The organism is Niallia alba (assembly GCF_012933555.1).
Taxonomy (GTDB): domain Bacteria; phylum Bacillota; class Bacilli; order Bacillales; family Cytobacillaceae; genus Niallia; species Niallia alba.
Map to the genome: position 1 here is coordinate 4,812,609 of NZ_JABBPK010000001.1, position 17,226 is coordinate 4,829,834.

Consider the following 17,226-nt stretch of genomic DNA (forward strand, 5'->3'; position numbering starts at 1 on the left):
ACGCCTTTAACTTCCTTCGATTGGTATGTAAAAACGACATGAGAACCAAACTAAGGCAAGGATGGCGCAAAAGTTGTATGATTAATTAAAATAGTCTACAATTATTCAATCAAACAAAATTACTTTTCGCTAAAAAGTGGCAATTACATAGGAGGCATAACAATGAAGAAAGTATTAACTTTAGCAGGATCTGACACTAGTGGTGGTGCAGGTATTCAAGCAGACTTAAAAACATTTCAAGAACTAGGCGTTTATGGAATGACCGCTTTAACGACAATCGTAACAATGGATCCAAAAAATCATTGGCATCATAATGTTTTTCCACAGGATATAAACACAGTAAACGCTCAATTGGAAACTGTTCTATCTGTAGGTATTGATGCAATGAAAACCGGAATGCTTGGTTCTGTTGAAATTATTGAAGCAGCAGCAAAACTAATTGATGAGAACAATATTAAAAATGTTGTTATTGATCCTGTCATGATCTGTAAAGGAGAAGATGAAGTCCTTCACCCAGAAACAGCTGATGCTCTTCGCGAATTGCTTGTTCCAAGAGCAACGGTAGTGACTCCTAATCTATTTGAAGCTTGGCAGCTTGCACAAACAGATGAGCCTATTAAAACAATAGAAGATTTAAAAGAGGCAGCAGTAAAAATTCACGCACTTGGACCAAAATATGTTCTCATTAAAGGTGGCAGCAAATTAGGACATGAAAAAGCAATCGATCTTCTATATGATGGAAAAGAATTTACGATTTTAGAGAGTGAACTAATTGATACAACCTATACACATGGAGCAGGCTGCACAAACTCTGCTGCGATTACAGCTGAATTAGCAAAAGGTGCAACAGTAAAAGATGCTGTTCAAACAGCTAAAGACTTTATTACTGCCGCTATTCGCAATGGCTTTAAGTTAAATGAGTATGTTGGCCCAACTATGCACGGAGCATATCGTAACGAAAAAGAGAAGCTTCGTATTAAGTAAAAGAGGTTAAAAATGGTCTCACAGCATTCTTTGCTTTGAATAAAAGGAAAAAAATGCCCTGACCATTTTTCTCCCTTTAAATAGACTAGTAAAAAGGAGGGATATTCTTTGGAGTTTGTACAAATCGAGAAAGTCCAAAAAGAAATCGAGCGTTTGAGTGAAAAAGAAATATATATTCACTTAGAAACGACTAATGGCGCCTATGCTACACATAATGACGAAACCTTCTTTAACTCCGGCGCCTATATCCGCAATGCACAGCTTTCCTATGAATATGGCAAGATCACAGGAAACGGTCCCTATCGAGTTGGCTTAAAAACGGGAATTGGCTGGGTTTATGCAGAAGGTGTTACTCATTATGAAGTGGATGAAAAAAATAGATTATTATTAGCAGGATTAGATTTCACAGGAAAATTGGCAGTTGCCTTACAAATAAGTGAAACACCATTTGAATGAGAAAGTAAAATAGCATGAAATATTCTTAAAAAATAAATGATTACCATTTCATGAAAGGAGGAGTATAAATGGAAAATGAAAGACAAGTATTAGTTATTTTCCCCCATCCCGACGATGAAGCATTTGGTGTATCTGGTACCATTTCTAAATTTATACACGAAGGAGTCCCGGTCACATATGCTTGCTTAACACTTGGCCAAATGGGACGAAATTTAGGAAACCCACCATTTGCAACAAGAGAATCCTTACCAGAAATTCGCAAAAACGAATTACAGGAAGCTGCAAGAGCAATGGGATTAGAAGATCTCCGTATGTTAGGCTATCGTGATAAAACGATTGAATTCCTAAAGGAGGAAGTACTAGTTGATGAATTTACTGCATTACTAGATGAACTAGATCCGTCTCTAGTTATTACTTTCTATCCAGGATATTCTGTTCACCCAGATCATGACGCGACAGGAGCAGCCGTTGTAAAAGCTATTGAAAAAAGAGATGCTGCTAATAGACCCAAACTTTATTGTGTAGCATTCTCGAAAAATTGTGAAGAAGATCTTGGACAGCCGGATATAGAAATCGATGTTCAAAATTTTGCAGAGCAAAAAATAGCAACAATTGCAGCCCATCTTTCTCAAACGCAACAATATGCAGCTACTCTTCAAGAGGGGTTAAATAATCAGGAACCAGATGTGCTAACTAGATTATATACAGAGCGATATTGGACATTTGAACTACTCGGCACTTAAGTACCGAGATTCTATAAGAACTGATTAATAAACCTTTTGGTTATACTAATTTTATTCTCATCGGGACTGCCAAAAGCCCCCTAGCCACCTTGTCCGACAGTTCGGATGTATGGTTACATTTTCTTAAAATATTTGCTGCTCCGTTTAGGTCAGCATTCACCAAAATAGACCTAGATGTTTTGTATAGCCCTCGAAACGCTCGTTTTCCAGAGAAAACGGGCTTTTCTTTCGAATTTTTATTATATACAGGGAGTTCATCATTATCTAGAAAACTAGCTTTTGAAGTATAGCTTTCTTCTTGAACGATGAGTTCAATGCGGTGTCTTTTGCACATATTTTCAACTTTTTTGATGAACTTACTGTGTGGAATTTGTACAAATTTTTGGTTGTTTTTCTTTCCGATATTAATGTTTTGTTTCCAACCCCTGTTGAGTCCAACAACTAGTTTACCGATTCCGTTAGCCAAACAATGTTTGATAACGTAGTGTGTTGTTTTGTTTAAAAAATCGCGTAATACATTGTTTCTTTTTCTCAACAAACAAACCTGTCGATTGGTTAGGTGGGCAATATTTTGTTTATCTTTCATAGACTGTAACCGTTTAATTTATTTATTGTACCATTGGTTCAAGGACTTTACTCGTTTACCAGAAACTAAAAAAGTATTACCTAGTGTATCGATACCGGCAATGAAATTATCTATTCCTAAATCCAAAGAAAGTGCTTCATCTTTGTTTAATTTTTGCTGTTCTACTTGTTTTTTATAGACATACTCGATTTCAAAATAATGTGCGTTATATTTAGGAAGGATGCGTATTTCAGCAATTTCTGAGGGGGCTAAATTTGAAGGGAAACGAACATTAATCGTTCCGTATTCTCTTTTAAAGGCAGGAGAAACAGGAATATAGAATGTCCCATCTTTTTGTAGTTTAAATTGTGGGTAACTTAATTCAAAATGAGCATCTTTTTCCAAATAACGTGGAATCCTTGCTCCTTGACCTTTTACTTTCAACACCCCAAAGAAACTTTTAAAGTTTTCTTCCACTTTTTTGAGCGTTTGTTGCGCCGCTGCCGAACCCATTAATTTGTAGTTCTCATTGGATTTACATGCATGGTAATTTTCCTTATAGGGGAAATATTTTTTTGTTTCAAAAAAGTGTTGGCGAACCGAATACAAACCAACATTGTACATATTCTTGCTTAATTGACTTAATTTACGCAATGCTAAATATTCTTTTTTTGTTCTTACCTTCAATATTTCTTTTTGTACTCCGAATTGTTTCTCCGTATTTTTCAAATTCCGCACCTCTCTCTAAGATTATTTTACCAAACAGAACATATGTTTTCTATATTCAATTTTATTTTTTCAAAAAAGAAAAGAGATTCATCCCACGACTGAAGTCGCAGGTGTTCTCTATTAAAGCATAAGTTCTAATCATTTTAAAATAATAATTTTCTTTCTCTACATAACTATTATTTATTGAAAAAAGCTGATGCAAAAAATTCCATCCTTGCATCATCCCCCTTCCCTATAAATTTTCTACTCTTCCTTCTAACACTTCTTTTGCATTTTGCACATGATCGTTGTCTTCTGATTTCACCATTTTCACGAGGAACTTTCTCATCAGTAACATTTTAAGTCCCTTAACATGCACTGTTCCTTCAAACTCCACTTGTGTGCCTTCAGGTATCTCTGAAAAACGGTAAGCATAGTCAACTATTAATCCGTTTGAACTGCTTCTCCGCATAAATCCCACATTTTTTTCATAGGTAAGGTATTCTATTTCAGCATATACTTTATTTCCACGAACATTTCTTATCTCTTTATATTTTGTGCCGACCCCTATCGGCTCATCTGTCTGTTTTTCTGTTGATGCCACTTTACTCATATATTCTGGAGCATTTGTCATATCTGCAAAATAGGCAAAAACTTCGTCAATGGGCTCACAAATAATAACACTCGCATTAAAATCAGCCATTTTTCCACCTCAATAGGATCTTTCTTTTTTGCTGTTTTCGTAAAGTTTGTTGCGATTACCCTCAGCCAGAATACACTTCGCTTTCCATGGGGCTCGCGTTGAGCCTCCGGGGTCTCAGACTGTCTCGCTAATCCCCGTGGCGCCTACGTGTATTCCGACTACTCTATTTTTCCAACTCATTGTTTTCTCCTATTGAAAAAACAACAATCTTTTAGAAATCAGCATTTTTTTTTCGGTTAATCATTTCTATTATAGCGAATAACTAGCAAATTGAATAATTGGTTTTTAAAAGTAATTTCAAAATGAGTGATTACTCACCTTACAAATAACATTCCTTTTTGTAAGATAGAAGTGAGTAATCACTCATTAATTCAGAAAGGTGGTCTTTTTATGATCGCTCCACCCATTGTTTCTGTTAAGAATCTTTCCAAATCATTTGGAAAGAAACAGATTTTAAATCAAATTGACTTACAAGTTTATCCTGGTGAGATCTTAGGATTACTAGGTCCGTCTGGGGCGGGAAAAACAACACTTGTAAAAGAAATTATTGGATTAGATCTACCTGATAGTGGTTCTATTCACGTATTGAATGAAAAAATGCCTAACCTGAAGACAATGGAAAAAATCGGTTATATGGCACAAGCAGATGCGCTATATCAAGATTTAACCGCTAAAGAGAATCTCGATTTCTTCGCTAGATTATATGGATTAAAAGGAACAGAGAAGAAAAGCAGAATAGAAGATACTGCTTCTTTAGTAGAATTATCAGAGCATCTTTCTAAGCCTGTGTCCCAGTATTCAGGGGGAATGAAAAGAAGATTATCTATTTGTATTGCGCTGTTAAATAATCCAAAACTACTAATCTTAGATGAACCTACAGTGGGGATTGATCCTATCCTCCGAAAAGCTATTTGGCAAACTTTTAACCATCTGAAAGAAAATGACACCTCTATCATTGTCACTACCCATGTAATGGATGAAGCAGAGAAATGCGATCGTCTGGGAATGATAAGAAATGGTCAGCTCATTGCTATTGATACTCCGAAAAACTTAATGAATAGCTGTAATGCCCAGACGATGGAGGAAGCATTCTTATATTATGGAGGTTTAGCAAATGAGAATTAACGCCTTAGTATTACGTATTATGAAACAATTCTACCGTGACAAAAGAACACTCGCATTAATGATTTTAGCTCCTATTCTCATTTTAACGTTAGTCAATCTAGTTTTTAATGGGAATGACTACGAAACAAAAATAGGTTTAATTGATACTCCTGATTCCATCAGCGAAGCCTTCGAAAAAGAAGAATTAAAAACATCTATTTACACTAGCGAGGTAGCGGCAGAGAACGCATTAAAAGATGGGAAAATCGATGCTTATTTTATCGTCGAAAGTGGTCAAACAAAATTAATGTTAGAAGGAAGTGATCCTTCTATTAGCAAAACAACGATTGCCAAGATACAAGAGGCCGTTCAAACGTTGTCTCCCTCTAAAGCTGCAATCGATATTGACGTACTTTATGGTTCCATGGATATGAAACAATTTGACTCATTTGGACCTATTTTACTTGGCTTTTTTGCCTTCTTCTTTGTTTTCCTAGTAGCAGGTGTATCCTTTTTAAGAGAAAGAACAACGGGAACACTGGAGCGATTGCTTTCCAGTCCTATTAGAAGATGGGAGCTAGTTCTTGCTTATATCATCGGCTTTGGATTATTTACAATGGTGCAATCAGGCATTATTGTCGTTTATTCGGTCTATGTTCTTCAGATGTCAAATGCTGGTTCCATTTTATACGTATTATTGATTACTTTATTATTGGCATTAGTAGCTCTTACGTTGGGGATTCTCTTATCCTCTTTTGCCCATAATGAACTGCAAATGATTCAATTTATTCCCATTGTCATTGTCCCACAAGTTTTCTTTTCTGGGCTTTTTAACTTAGATACGATTTCTTCTGCCATTAGCTGGATCTCTTACTTGACCCCATTATATTATGCTGCAGACGCCTTGAGAGAAGTAATGATTCGTGGCAATGGATTTATGGAAATAATAGGTTCCCTTAGTATCCTTTTTGGCTATTCTATTGTTTTAATGATTATCAATATTTTTGTTTTAAAAAAATATCGTAGTATTTAGGTTGCTGGCAAGAGCCTTATTAACTTTCGTTAGGAGTGGTTGACGATATTATATTTTTCCTCCATAATCCTTTATAATTAAATTAGATTGCATGGATAAAGGAGTTTCCTCTGAATGAATAATAGCGAGAATATATTAGAAATTATTTTAAAAGAAGAACAATCGATAACAGATAAACAAAAAAAATACTGATAGCTGCCATTGATGCGTTTTCTGAAAAAGGCTTATAGAAAAGGAACGAGAAGTTATGTTCAAAGCATTTGAAGCCAAAATGAATGATGTTGTGGAAAAGAGAGATAGAATTTTAACCCAACAATTGAATCGATCATTGGAAGAAAGAAGATTAGAAATTGCTGCTGCACAAGAAGAAAAAGAAACAAAAAAGCCATGGTGGAGCAAACTGTTTTCAAAATGAGATATAGAGTAGTGTCAATTACAACAATTGTTGTTTTAAGTTAGAATTGATTTATTCCGCAAACGGGCCATTTTGCGGAGGATTTTTTCTTAAAGGAATGTGATATACATGCAAAAGAAAGGAGATGGAAAATTGAAGACTTATCCATTAACCCCAAAGGATTATGAATTAATTGAGGAAGCTAAAACTAAGATTACTCAACTATATGAGGATGATAAACATCATGTTGGTGCAAGTTTGAGAACAAAGTCTGGAAATGTAGTTTCTGCAGTACATATTGAAGCATATATTGGACGTGTCACAGTATGCGCAGAGGCAATTGCAATTGGTAAAGCAATATCAGATGGAGAAAAGGATTTTGATACAATTGTGGCTGTAAGGCACCCCTATTCAGATGAAGTAGAGAGAGAATTAAAGGTTGTAAGCCCATGTGGTATGTGTAGAGAGCTAATCTCAGACTATGCTCCAGATTGCTTTATTATTTTAAATATTGATGGTAAAAATGTTAAAACGAAAATTAGTGATCTAATCCCATTGAAATACACTAGGGAGGCCTAGGTCAGAATTTGTTGCTGTTTCAATCAAGGTAACTATTAAAAAATGAATTGTGACTTTGTAAACAAATTGCTCTATTAAACAAATCGGGCGCGATTGTTGCACAGTAACAAAGAAATATAACCATTACAACAAATGTTGTAATGGTTATTCGTAACCTCTTCCAACCAATGTTTAGGTAATTAACATAGGTTATTTCAATTTGTCCAAAAGCATTTAGCGCCTTTAAGGCGTTTCTATTGCCTTGAAGGCAACAAAGGGCTTTTAACAAGAGGTGACAACTTTAAAAGGGATAGAATCGCCTCGTATGGCGTTTGTCAATGGCTTGGAGCGGTACCGGACCGCGCAACCTCTACTAGTGAAATTGCCAAAATGGCAGGCGTTGCAGAGGGTACCATCTTTCGACATTACAAAACAAAAAAGGACTTACTGTTAACCCTTCTCTCGCCATTATTAAGTACGTTGATTGCACCACGAGTCATAAAGGATTTCGATAAAGTACTAAATGTTTCTCACAATAATTTTGAGGATTTTCTTCGAGCTATTGTAAAAAACAGAATGGAGTTTTTACAACAAAATAATGCACTATTTAAAATTTTAATTCAAGAAATCCCATTTCATGATGATCTTCGAGAAACATTTAAAAATCAGATCGCTAAGAATATTTTCGGACGCCTTCAAGAAATTATGGACTCGTATCGAGAAAAGGGAGAAATTATTCCTATTCCGCCTTTTAGCTCCGTTCGCCTAACGGTCACATCCATATTTGGTTATTTTCTCGCTCGTCATCTTCTTCTTCCCGAAATTAAGTGGGACGATGAAGAAGAAATTGAACGAACTATTCAGTTTATCCTTTATGGATTAAAACCAAGAGAATAAGCAATCATTATAAAGTGAAACTTCCCTCAGTGGGGGTTAGTTGAACCAATCGGACCTTTACGGACAGTTGATCTCCCACCTATCTTTCTCGTATTCTCATAAGCTTACGGTTGAGTCTTACTGTCCGTTAAGAGTGGGATAAAAAAACAGTGGATAACCCCATTTACCGAGGTTTATCCACTGTTTGTCGTTTGTTGAGTTTCTATTTATTTTTATTCCTCTAGTGCTTTTCTAATCGCTTGTGCTACTCCACTTTCTTCATTTGTTCCCGTTACAAAATGGCATTGACGTTGAATATCTTCTACCGCATTTCCCATTGCTACTGCTCTACCTGCCACTTGAAACATCGAAACATCATTATAATTATCACCAACAGCCATCGTTTCTGAAAGGGAGATTCCGCGAGCATTCGTAAATTTATCTAAAGCAACTCCCTTTTGGGCATGTACAGAAGTAATTTCTAGGTTTTCTTTCCCGGAAGCACTTATTGCCACTTCCTCCAGCTTAGTCAACTCTTCTCTGACATTACTTAATACGATCGGATCAAAATGGAATGCTAGTAACTTGTAGATAATTTGGTCATCATCTTCAAATAACTCTTCATAGCTATCTAATTGATGAATAACCGCTAATCGTTCCTCTGCCGCTTTTTTAATCTCTTCCATATCCCTAACATGACCACTCACAGTAAAAATGTCCATAATAAGCGATCTTGCCACTGTTTTATCAACCGTATACGTCCCTCTATTGGTGTATACCTCATAATAGACTTGATGTTTATGTAAAGTATCAGCAATTTGTCTCGCAAGTTCCTTATTTAACGGATTTGTATCAACAATGATATGCTCATTCGTTCTAATTTCTGCACCATTTGCACAAATCATCGGGGTAATAATTCCCGCATCCTTTAAAAGATCCCCTGCTTCTTCATATGCACGGCCAGTAGCAATCACTACTTCTACTCCCTTGCTTTGCGCATATTTAATTGCTTCTCTGTTTTCTTCAGTAATTTCTTGTGTGGATGTTAATAACGTACCATCCATATCAATCGCTATGCATCTAATCATCTAAACACCCTCAATATTTTATTCAGCTTTTATCATTTCGAACTTTCTTATTCCTTTATTATCATAACATGAAAGAACAACCAGCAAAAGGAAGAGGCCTTATAGGTGGCTGTGGTTTTACAGTACTTTTATTGGGATAGGCTGGTTGCTTACGAGGAAATTCAACTCCTGAAATTCTCCATCAACAATCTCGCTGTTCTTCTTCCCCGATCTTCCAATCTACTAAACCCTCTCTCGTTTTTGTCATTTCTGTGAACGAATATGTGAACATTTTTCAAACATTGAGTGAACTTTACCTCAAACAGAAAAAATTTCATTATGATATACCTATCTTTTACCAAAAGGAGACGATCGGAAAAATAACTTTTGATAAATCCTTTTATACCAATGTTTATCGACTTTTCCCAACAATAAATTACATAGGATGAGCATCAAGGAAAAGCACTTTTAACAAGTTTTTTTATCCTATTATCTCAATCTAATCTAATTGAAATTCATCTTATGCAATGATTTTTATCGCTTTAATGAATAGTAAGATTCACAAATCTGTTCAAAATACAAAAAAAGGAGGAAAAATCCATGGATATGATTTTTCTATCGCGTTTGCAATTTGCTTCAACAACCATTTTCCATTTTTTATTCGTGCCTATCTCTATTGGATTAGTATTTATTATCGCAATCATGGAATCTTTTTATGTGAAAACAGGCAATGAAGAATACAAAAAAATGGCTAAGTTTTGGGGTAAATTATTTTTAATAAACTTTGTTATTGGTATCGTTACAGGGATTCTTCAAGAATTCCAATTTGGAATGAACTGGTCTAATTATTCTCGCTTTGTTGGTGATGTTTTTGGTGCACCACTTGCGATTGAGGCATTGCTTGCTTTCTTTATGGAAAGTACTTTTATTGGACTATGGATATTCGGCTGGGACCGTTTATCAAAAAAAGTCCATTTAGCCTGTATTTGGTTAACTGCATTTGGAACAACTATGTCTGCTTTCTGGATTTTAGCAGCAAATAGCTTTATGCAACGTCCAGTGGGATTTGAGATTAATAATGGTCGAGCAGAAATGAATGATTTCTTTGCCCTTATTACCAATGGTCAAGTACTTGTTGAATTCCCTCATACAGTGTTTGCAGCATTAGCTACTGGCGCATTTTTAGTTTGTGGGATTAGTGCCATTAAATTATTAGGAAAAAAAGATGTGGATTTCTTTAAAAAATCCTTTCAAATCGGTATTACTGTTGCATTAAGTGCTACTTTTTTAACACTTGTTGCAGGGCATGCCCAAGCACAATTTTTGGTAGAAACACAGCCAATGAAAATGGCTGCAAGTGAAGGTTTATGGGAAAACAGTGAAGATCCAGCACCGTGGACCGTTTTTGCCAATATCGATGTAGAAAATAAACAAAATAGTGCTGAACTGAAAATCCCTTATCTACTAAGCATTCTTTCTTATAATACATTAGATGGAAGTGTCAAAGGGATGAATGAACTGCAAGCAGAGTATGTTCAACAATATGGGGATGGCAATTATATCCCTCCCGTTAAAACTACTTTCTGGAGTTTCCGCATAATGGTTGCAGCAGGAGTAGCGATGATTCTCCTTGGAATTTATGGCGTATTTCTAGCTTGGAAAAAGAAATTAGTATCTAAACCAAATACATGGTTCTATCGTTTAATGGTCGCAGGTATTTCTCTACCTTTTATCGCCAACACTTCTGGATGGATTATGACAGAGATTGGCAGACAGCCATGGACAGTTTTTGGATTAATGAAAACAGAAGATAGTATTTCCCCAAGCGTTTCAGCTGGGCAAGTATTATTCTCTATTATTTCATTCTGTACAATTTATGCAATCTTAGGCGCTATCATGGTTTACTTATATGTAAAAGTTATAAAAAAAGGGCCATATATGATGGAAAAAGAAGACGAAAAAGTAACGAATGACCCGTTTGCGAAGGAGGGTTTCCATGTTTGAGTTAAATGTCCTTTGGTTTATCTTAGTCGCTGTCTTGTTTATTGGATTCTTCTTCTTAGAAGGTTTTGATTTTGGTGTGGGAATGTCAACAAAGCTTTTAGCAAAAAATGACCTAGAAAAACGAATACTCATTAACTCCATCGGTCCTTATTGGGATGCGAATGAAGTATGGTTAATTACTGCAGGAGGTGCCATGTTTGCGGCATTCCCTCATTGGTACGCTACGATGTTTAGTGGATTTTATACACCACTTGTAGTTGTTTTATTGGCATTAATTGTTCGGGCTACAGGATTTGAATTCCGTGCAAAAGATAGTCACCCTACATGGAAAAAGGCGTGGGATGTCTGTATTTTCTTAGGCAGCTTCCTTCCTCCTTTATTATTTGGAGTCGTCTTCGCTTGCTTTATGCAGGGACTACCAATTGATGAAAACATGGAATTAAAAGCCGGTTTCTTCGATATTGTAAACTACTATACATTAACAGGTGGTCTTACAGTGCTTGTCCTTTGTCTTGTACATGGATTAGTATTTACAACATTACGTACTGTCGGAGATTTACGCGAAAGAGCGCGCAATTTAGCACAAAAACTTCTACCTTTACTAGGTATCTTGTTAACTCTGTTTTCTGCGTTAACCTATATTAAAACAGATATTTTCCAAGAGCGCGGCTTAATCCTTTCCTTTATTTTCTCATTAGGGGTTATTGCCTTTGTCGTTGGCGGATTCTTTATTTCTCGAAAAATGGATGGTTGGGCTTTTGGAATGACAGGTGCAGTTATCGCCTTATCCTTCGCCTCCATTTTCATCGGCTTATTCCCTAGAGTAATGGTAAGTTCCATCAATGATGCATTTAGCTTAACCATTCACAACGCGGCTTCCGGTCATTACTCTTTAAAAGTGATGACAATTGTAGCACTAACTCTTCTGCCATTTGTTTTAGGCTATCAGATTTGGAGCTATATTGTTTTCCGGAAACGTATTACTGAGAAGTCCCATTTAGAATACTGATGGATAAAAATCTTTTAAAACTTAATGGGATCAAGCCGATTCTCGCGATTATAGGAATATTAACAATTGTGGAAGGAGCTGCTATTATTCTGCAGGCCAAATGGCTTGCAGAAATAATAGCCTCTTTATATAACGGGGCAACCTTTCAAGAGCAGTATGTAAAAATCATATTGTTCTTATTAGCTTTTCTAGGGCGACACTTTTTACACACTATCCAGCAAAACATTGCTACTAATTTTGCGGAAAAGACAAGTAAGGAACTTCGTTTTCACTTAATGCAAAAACTGTTTGAACTTGGACCTAAATTCACTAAAAAACAGGGAAGTGGAAACATTGCTACACTTGTACTCGAAGGAGTAACTCAATATAGAACCTATTTGGAACTTTTTTTACCAAGAATGCTTGCTACAGGCGTTATTCCTGGCATGATTATTCTATATGTATATTGGAATGATTGGCTTTCAGGTGTAATTCTAACAGTTACAATGCCGATTTTAATAGGATTCTTAATTCTTGTTGGTATGGCAGCTAGCAGCCAAATGAATCGACAGCTTGCCACATACAAAATATTATCTAATCACTTCTTAGATTCTTTAAGAGGTCTAGAAACACTGAAATTTTTGGGAAGAAGCAAACAGCATAGCGGAAATATTGAAAAGGTTAGCGAACAATATCGTGGGGCAACAATGAAAACCTTAAGATTAGCGTTTTTATCTTCCTTCTCCTTAGACTTCTTTACCTCTCTTTCTGTGGCTGTTGTAGCAGTAAATTTAGGTTTGCGCTTAATAAATGGTGATTTAGTTTTATTGCCTGCCTTAATGATTTTAATTTTGGCACCAGAATTTTTCCTGCCTGTCCGAATGGTCGGAGCGGATTATCATGCAACATTGGACGGAAAGGAAGCCGGGGAAGCAACTCAGGAAATTATTCAAACTCCGAACCGTATACAGGAAAATGAGCTATCTATTTCTTTAGGAAACAATCCATGCTTATCCTTTGATCGTGTATCATTTCAACATTATCCTGAAGAAGAAATAACATTAAAAAATCTTTCCTTTACGATTGATGGCTATAAGAAAATTGGGATTGTTGGCGAAAGTGGTGCAGGCAAATCTACACTTATTGACCTGCTAAGTGGTTTTTCAGAGCATTGCGGAGGAACGATTTCTTTGAATGGCTCTCCCTTATCTAGTCTTATGACAGATGAATGGAGACAGCTGACTACCTATATCCCGCAGTCTCCTTATATCTTTAGCATGTCTTTAAGAGAGAATATTGCCTTTTACCATCCAAATGCTTCCGATGAAGAAATTATCCAAGCATTAAAAGCAACTGGTTTACATGACATTTTCACTACTTTCCCTAATGGTTTAGATGAACTATTAGGAGATGGAGGAAGGAATTTAAGTGGTGGGCAAGAACAAAGAATTGCATTAGCAAGAGCTTTCTTAACCAACCGAAAAATCATGCTGTTAGATGAACCTACCTCCCATTTAGATATTGAAACCGAATTTGAATTAAAAGAAACGATGCTTCCTTTATTTACTAAAAAACTAGTATTCCTAGCGACTCATCGGCTTCATTGGATGAAAGAGATGGATTCTATTATCGTCATGAATCAAGGCTCCATTGTAGAAATAGGCACACATGCAGAACTAATTGCAGCTAAAGGTTATTATTATAAGCTATTACAACAGTAAGGAGGATGACTTAAGTTGAATGAAAATAAATGGATTTCTCCATTTCTAAAAGCAAATAGTGGTCGAATTATCTTAATTCTTTTCTTGAGCATCCTCGCTTTACTTACAGCTGCGATGCTCACCTTTACCTCTGGCTACCTTATTTCCAAATCAGCCATTCCAGTCGAGAATATTTTAATGGTTTATGTGCCGATTGTCGGCGTAAGAACCTTTGGTATTAGTCGGGCAGTCTTTAGCTATCTAGAGAAATTAGCCGGGCACCATACCGTTCTCCGTATTTTATCAGAGATGCGGATAAAGCTATATCGAATATTAGAACCACAAGCTTTGTTTTTAAAAAGTAGATTTAAAGTTGGCGATATGCTAGGAATTCTTTCTGATGACATTGAGAAGCTGCAAAATATTTATTTACGAACTATTTTCCCAACTTTTGCAACATCTGTTCTGTATATCATTGTTGTCTGTGCTATTGGCATACTCGATATTCCTTTTGCCTTACTTATGGCACTTTATTTGGGATTGTTATTATTCGTCTTCCCTATTCTTTCTCTCGTGCTTATGCGCAAAAAACAAAGGGAATTTAAGCAAAGAAGAAATGGACTATATCAAAAGTTAACAGATAACATTTTAGGAATTAGCGACTGGGTTATCAGTGGTCGTTCGAAGAACTTTATAGATGAGTATGAAAAAGAGGAAGTAATTGTCGCACAAATTAATCATAAGCTTGTTCAATTTACTCGTTGGCGAAACTTTGCTTCTCAAGCGGTCGCTGCACTAATTATCCTTTCTCTCGTGTTTTGGTCTAGTCAACAATATATCGACGGGGCTATCCCTGTTACATTGATTGCTGCTATTATTCTGGTTTCCTTACCAATCCTTGACGCCTTTTTAGTCGTTTCGGATGCATTTGAAAAGTTACCAGCCTACCAAGATTCGTTAGCAAGACTTAAAAAATTAGAGGCTCCTGAGCAAAAAAACAAAAACATACGACCAGTAATCGAGACAAATAAGGTGGATATTCAAGTTAATCAAATTTCGTACCGATATGATCGAGAAAAAGCACTATCCCTATCCAATGTATGCTTAGACATTCCACAAGGGAAAAAAATTGCCGTAATCGGACGAAGTGGTGCTGGTAAGTCAACTTTACTGAAACTAATCCAAGGAGTAATCCAACCGACTGAAGGAAGTATCACATACAATGACGAAGCAACGGCTTCCTTTCAAGAGGATACTTCTTCGATTATTTCTGTACTCAATCAAACACCTCATTTGTTTGCGACAACATTACGAAATAATATTCTACTAGGCGTTGAAGAAGCAACGGAAGAAGAAATAACAAAAGCGGTTAAATTAGCTCAATTAGAAGAGTTAGTTGCCTCCTTACCGAACGGATTGGATACTTTTATGGAGGAAACAGGACAACGTTTTTCTGGCGGAGAGAGACAAAGAGTAGCATTAGCTAGAATATTACTCCAAAGAACTCCTATCGTTCTTATGGATGAACCGAATGCCAGCCTTGATCCAAAGACAGAAAAAGCCTTACTTAAAACAATCTTTAGCTCACTAGAAGGAAAAACATTGATCTGGATTACCCATCATCTCGTAGGCGTTGAAGAGATGGATGAGATCATTTTTATGGCTCACGGCAAAATTGTGCTTAGAGGAACTCACCATGATCTGCTTGCAACAAGTAGCCGTTACCAGCAATTATATGCTTTAGATCATCCAGAATACTGATGGATAAAAGGCGATCTTCGTTATGAAGATTGCCTTTTATCTATATTATTGGTTTTGGCTTGCTTTTCCGTTACCTTTTCGCTCTTTGATTCTTGCAAAAGGGCTTTGCGGCTTCCTCTCTGTTACCTTTTCAATCTTGGATTCCTGCAAAAGGGCTCTGAGACTTTCTCTCTATTACCTTTTTACTCTTGGATTCCTGCAAAAGGGCTCTGAGACTTTCTCTCTGTTACCTTTTTACTCTTGAATTCGATTAAGTCCATATAATTGTGTAAAAAGAAAGAGTCATTTTATTCTATCTTGTCTACAATGTTTAACAAGGACGAAAAACATAGAAAAGAGAGGAATAAAATGACTCAATTACAGTTTACCCTGGATATTAATCTTTTAAAAGAATCCGTAATAAATTCTAATATGGAAGCAGTTATGAAATCTTCTATCGTTTTAGTACTAAATGAACTTATGGAGAAAGAGCGTGACCAGTATCTAAATGCCACTTCTTATGAACGTTCTGCCGACCGACGTGATTACCGCAACGGCTATTATGAGCGTGAATTGATGCTTAATATTGGAAAGATAAAGTTACGTGTTCCTCGTACAAGAGAAGGACACTTTTCGCCTTCCATATTTGAGCGGTTTTCACGTGTCGATCAAGCCCTAACGCTCTCTATGTTAGAAATGGTCGTAAATGGCGTCTCAACTAGAAAGGTAACCAACATTGTAGAACAACTTTGTGGGGAGAGCGTATCTAAGTCTTTTGTTTCCTCCTTGACAGAAAAGCTAGATCCCATTGTAATTAAGTGGGCTAACCGTCCTATCAATGTGGAGTATTTTCCATATCTCTATGCAGATGCCATGTATATTAAAGTTCGAGAACACAATAAAGTCGTATCGAAGGCTGTCTATATTATGACAGGTATGAATGAAAAGAAAAAACGGGAGATTATTGGGTTAAAGATAGATCATGTTGAGAGTTTTGAAGCTTGGAAAGGCTTTTTCTAGGACTTAAAAGCGCGTGGTTTACAATCTCCAAAATTAGTGATTTCTGATGCCCACGCTGGACTAAGGAAAGCAATTGAACGTGAATTCATCGGATCTTCTTGGCAACGCTGTACAGTTCATTTCAAACGGAATATTATTGAAAAACTGCCGAAAAACAACAGTAAACAAGTCATCGCAGATATCCGTAAAATCTATCATGCCATTTCTTCAGACGAAGCTAGAAAGTTCAAGAATGATTTTGTTTCAACCTATAAAGAAAACCCAAAAATACAACGAGCGATAGACATATTAGAAGAGGGTTTTGAAGATTCAATTCAGTACTTTAATGAACCAGAAAAATACCACTTACACCTAACGAGTACTAATTCATTAGAACGATTGAATCAAGAGATTAGAAGACGAGAGAAGGTAATACGAATTTTTCCAAATACCCAATCTGCTTTTCGTCTTATTGGTGCACTTTTAATGGAAAATGAAAATTTGAAATTAAACAGAAGAAGATAGTGGACGAAGACTTCTTAAAGAAGTGGAAATGATATCGAAACTTGACATGGAGCCTCTGCAGGTCTGCTTTACCAGCCAG

General features: G+C 36.3%; 14 protein-coding genes and 2 pseudogenes. 13 read left to right on the plus strand and 3 right to left on the minus strand.

Features of this window, described 5'->3' with window-relative positions:
• Positions 1-156 precede the first annotated feature (156 nt).
• The 3 genes from pdxK (at position 157) to bshB2 (ending at position 2,183) form a co-directional block, all read left to right on the plus strand.
• Positions 157-984, plus strand: coding sequence for a pyridoxine/pyridoxal/pyridoxamine kinase (gene pdxK / locus HHU08_RS22850; RefSeq protein ID WP_040343113.1), 828 nt, complete (start codon positions 157-159; stop codon positions 982-984).
• 108 nt (positions 985-1,092) lie between these two features.
• A complete protein-coding gene (locus HHU08_RS22855; RefSeq protein WP_016202548.1) occupies positions 1,093-1,440 on the plus strand; it encodes a YojF family protein in 348 nt (115 codons plus the stop codon).
• A 68-nt stretch (positions 1,441-1,508) separates the two neighbouring features.
• A complete protein-coding gene (bshB2, locus tag HHU08_RS22860) occupies positions 1,509-2,183 on the plus strand; it encodes a bacillithiol biosynthesis deacetylase BshB2 (protein WP_169189404.1) in 675 nt (224 codons plus the stop codon).
• 40 nt (positions 2,184-2,223) lie between these two features.
• Here the strand turns inward: bshB2 and HHU08_RS25830 are convergent.
• A pseudogene (locus HHU08_RS25830) lies at positions 2,224-3,372 on the minus strand (RNA-guided endonuclease InsQ/TnpB family protein).
• A 337-nt stretch (positions 3,373-3,709) separates the two neighbouring features.
• Positions 3,710-4,159, minus strand: a complete 450-nt coding sequence (locus HHU08_RS22870) for an SRPBCC family protein (protein WP_016202551.1) — start codon at positions 4,157-4,159, stop codon at positions 3,710-3,712.
• A 390-nt stretch (positions 4,160-4,549) separates the two neighbouring features.
• Between HHU08_RS22870 and HHU08_RS22875 the strand changes: the two genes are divergently transcribed.
• The 5 genes from HHU08_RS22875 to HHU08_RS22895 all read left to right on the plus strand — a co-directional run bounded on the left by HHU08_RS22875 (position 4,550) and on the right by HHU08_RS22895 (position 8,145).
• Positions 4,550-5,284 carry an ABC transporter ATP-binding protein gene (locus tag HHU08_RS22875; protein WP_016202552.1) on the plus strand — a complete coding sequence of 245 codons (735 nt, stop codon included), beginning with the start codon at positions 4,550-4,552 and terminating at the stop codon, positions 5,282-5,284.
• The gene (locus HHU08_RS22880) at positions 5,274-6,296 is read left to right on the plus strand and encodes an ABC transporter permease (RefSeq protein ID WP_169189405.1); all 1,023 of its coding nucleotides are present in this window, start codon (positions 5,274-5,276) and stop codon (positions 6,294-6,296) included. The genes HHU08_RS22875 and HHU08_RS22880 overlap by 11 nt, the downstream gene beginning before the upstream one ends.
• A gap of 247 nt (positions 6,297-6,543) precedes the next feature.
• Positions 6,544-6,711 (plus strand): hypothetical protein, encoded by a 168-nt coding sequence (locus HHU08_RS22885; protein WP_016202554.1) that lies wholly within the window; start codon positions 6,544-6,546, stop codon positions 6,709-6,711.
• Between the two features lie 108 nt (positions 6,712-6,819).
• The gene (locus tag HHU08_RS22890; RefSeq protein ID WP_016202555.1) at positions 6,820-7,269 is read left to right on the plus strand and encodes a cytidine deaminase; all 450 of its coding nucleotides are present in this window, start codon (positions 6,820-6,822) and stop codon (positions 7,267-7,269) included.
• Between the two features lie 294 nt (positions 7,270-7,563).
• Positions 7,564-8,145 (plus strand): TetR/AcrR family transcriptional regulator, encoded by a 582-nt coding sequence (locus HHU08_RS22895; RefSeq protein WP_224428017.1) that lies wholly within the window; start codon positions 7,564-7,566, stop codon positions 8,143-8,145.
• A gap of 212 nt (positions 8,146-8,357) precedes the next feature.
• Here the strand turns inward: HHU08_RS22895 and HHU08_RS22900 are convergent, their stop codons facing one another.
• A complete protein-coding gene (locus HHU08_RS22900; protein WP_016202557.1) occupies positions 8,358-9,212 on the minus strand; it encodes a Cof-type HAD-IIB family hydrolase in 855 nt (284 codons plus the stop codon).
• Positions 9,213-9,791: 579 nt separating this feature from the next.
• Here HHU08_RS22900 and HHU08_RS22905 point away from each other — a divergent pair.
• The 5 genes and pseudogenes from HHU08_RS22905 to HHU08_RS22925 all read left to right on the plus strand — a co-directional run bounded on the left by HHU08_RS22905 (position 9,792) and on the right by HHU08_RS22925 (position 17,147).
• The gene (locus HHU08_RS22905) at positions 9,792-11,195 is read left to right on the plus strand and encodes a cytochrome ubiquinol oxidase subunit I (RefSeq protein ID WP_016202558.1); all 1,404 of its coding nucleotides are present in this window, start codon (positions 9,792-9,794) and stop codon (positions 11,193-11,195) included.
• Positions 11,188-12,204, plus strand: a complete 1,017-nt coding sequence (cydB, locus tag HHU08_RS22910; protein WP_016202559.1) for a cytochrome d ubiquinol oxidase subunit II — start codon at positions 11,188-11,190, stop codon at positions 12,202-12,204. Before HHU08_RS22905 ends, cydB begins: the two co-directional genes overlap by 8 nt.
• A complete protein-coding gene (gene cydD / locus HHU08_RS22915) occupies positions 12,204-13,904 on the plus strand; it encodes a thiol reductant ABC exporter subunit CydD (protein WP_169189406.1) in 1,701 nt (566 codons plus the stop codon). The genes cydB and cydD overlap by 1 nt, the downstream gene beginning before the upstream one ends.
• A 15-nt stretch (positions 13,905-13,919) precedes the next feature.
• Positions 13,920-15,644, plus strand: coding sequence for a thiol reductant ABC exporter subunit CydC (gene cydC / locus HHU08_RS22920; protein WP_169189407.1), 1,725 nt, complete (start codon positions 13,920-13,922; stop codon positions 15,642-15,644).
• 348 nt (positions 15,645-15,992) lie between these two features.
• Positions 15,993-17,147, plus strand: a pseudogene (locus HHU08_RS22925) (IS256 family transposase).
• Positions 17,148-17,226 lie beyond the last annotated feature (79 nt).